Source organism: Romboutsia sp. MSSM.1001216sp_RTP31141st1_G3_RTP31141_220114 (assembly GCF_039031195.1).
In the GTDB taxonomy this organism is placed as follows: domain Bacteria; phylum Bacillota; class Clostridia; order Peptostreptococcales; family Peptostreptococcaceae; genus Romboutsia_C; species Romboutsia_C hominis.
Genome location: NZ_JBCIUO010000051.1, coordinates 1 through 1,658, shown reverse-complemented (window position 1 = coordinate 1,658; position 1,658 = coordinate 1). Strand labels below are relative to the sequence as shown.

The window sequence follows — 1,658 nt, the reverse complement described above, 5'->3', positions numbered from 1 at the left end:
GGCTTGGTTTGTTTTCGATTCTTTTAAGAATCAGTTATATAAATTAACCTACTGTTTAATTTTCAAAGTTCATTTTCATTTTGCCCTTTTCTTAAGGACAAGTAATACTATATCATCTTATTTTTATATCGTCAATACTTTTTTGAAAAAAATTATTTTTTATTTATAATGTGCTTTTCAACAATTATATTATGTGTAAGATAGAGTATATTTATTCATTATTTTATTATTAACTTAAAAAAAATTAGCTATGCAATTTTATTTAAATTAATACAACTATATGCTTATAAATTTGATAAACTATATATATTTAAATATTATTATTAAGATGAATGAAAATTATATCCAAAGGCATATAATCATCTACTTATAATTAACCTATTCACAAAAATCTTCTATATTTTTCTTAATATAACTTTATTAAGTATAATTAAATTACTTATTATAAAAAAGAAAGGATATTAAGTAATATTAATACCCTTCCTCTTTTATTAATCAACTTGTGATAATAATCTTCTCGCAACATCAGATACTTTTAATTCACCTAGTTCTGCATGTCCTATCGCTATAACTACTTTTATGGCATCATCTGTATTATCCCATTTATAAGCCCTAGCATTCATAACAGCATCTTCTGGCATTATTTCTTCTAGTTCCATAGCTAATTCATCTGCTAATGTTATATATTCATCAAATAAATCTTCACTATCTATTTCTTCTAAATCATAGTCTTCTTTTATTATTTCATTTAAATTGTCTATATCTATACTTATTTGGTAAGCTAATGTATCTTCTCTTTTTGTTCCTTTAGTTAAATCTTTTTCTACTATAAAGTCACTATTTTCTTGTATAGTCTCTTTTAGTTCTTCGCTATCTACTATTTCATCCCCAAAAACTACATACATGATTTAATCATCTCCTTAGAATTATTTTGCTATTGATTCTACTAAAGACTCTTGTAATGTCTTCTTTATTCCTCTTTCCTTAGCAATCTTTATTAAATATCTATATCTTGATTTTTTTGCCTCTAATTCATATATAGCAACATCCACTAACTCTGGATCTGTAACTAGTTGAAAAAAATGTTCTGCTGTTTCAACATCCAACTGAGCTCTTTTTATCTCCTTTATTAGTTTTTGCTTTTCTTTATTTTTATTAATGTTTTTTATTTTAGACATAGTCATCCTCCCTAAATTATATTTTATTAAGAATTTTGACATATTCTAAAATCTATATACCATTATATGTAAATTTAATTTCTTTATCAAGATAGTATACATTCTTAGTATTATTTTTTACACATAAAAACCTCTAGTGAAAATCACTAGAGGTTACACTGGTGGGATTAACAGGGCTCGAACCTGTGACCCCCTGCTTGTAAGGCAGGTGCTCTCCCAGCTGAGCTATAATCCCGGATATGGTGCGCCCAAAGGGACTCGAACCCCTAACCTTCTGATTCGTAGTCAGACACTCTATCCAGTTGAGCTATAGGCGCAATTTTGGAGGCGACACCCAGATTCGAACTGGGGATCAAGGAGTTGCAGTCCACTGCCTTACCACTTGGCTATGTCGCCGTAATATAAATGGTGACCCATCCGCGACTCGAACGCGGGACACCCTGATTAAAAGTCAGGTGCTCTACCGACTGAGCTAATGGG

2 protein-coding genes and 3 tRNA genes are annotated in these 1,658 nt (G+C 29.5%); all 5 read right to left on the bottom strand.

Going from position 1 to position 1,658, the window contains the following annotated elements; all coding sequences use genetic code 11:
• Window positions 1–491: 491 nt before the first annotated feature.
• Window positions 492–905 (bottom strand): hypothetical protein, encoded by a 414-nt coding sequence (locus ABCP60_RS15885; RefSeq protein WP_092921872.1) that lies wholly within the window; start codon window positions 903–905, stop codon window positions 492–494.
• Window positions 906–926: 21 nt separating this feature from the next.
• Window positions 927–1,178: a DUF2508 family protein gene (locus ABCP60_RS15880; protein ID WP_166506174.1), complete on the bottom strand. Its 252-nt coding sequence runs from the start codon at window positions 1,176–1,178 to the stop codon at window positions 927–929.
• Window positions 1,179–1,337: 159 nt separating this feature from the next.
• Window positions 1,338–1,413, bottom strand: a tRNA-Val gene (locus ABCP60_RS15875).
• A 5-nt stretch (window positions 1,414–1,418) separates the two neighbouring features.
• Window positions 1,419–1,495: transfer RNA gene (locus ABCP60_RS15870), tRNA-Arg, on the bottom strand.
• A 5-nt stretch (window positions 1,496–1,500) separates the two neighbouring features.
• Window positions 1,501–1,574 (bottom strand) — tRNA-Cys (locus ABCP60_RS15865).
• Window positions 1,575–1,658 lie beyond the last annotated feature (84 nt).

Bases quoted from the DNA above. Each gene is read 5' to 3' on its own strand.
- ABCP60_RS15880 (WP_166506174.1), bottom strand. From the start codon at position 1,178: ATGTCTAAAATAAAAAACATTAATAAAAATAAAGAAAAGCAAAAACTA.
- ABCP60_RS15885 (WP_092921872.1), bottom strand. From the start codon at position 905: ATGTATGTAGTTTTTGGGGATGAAATAGTAGATAGCGAAGAACTAAAA.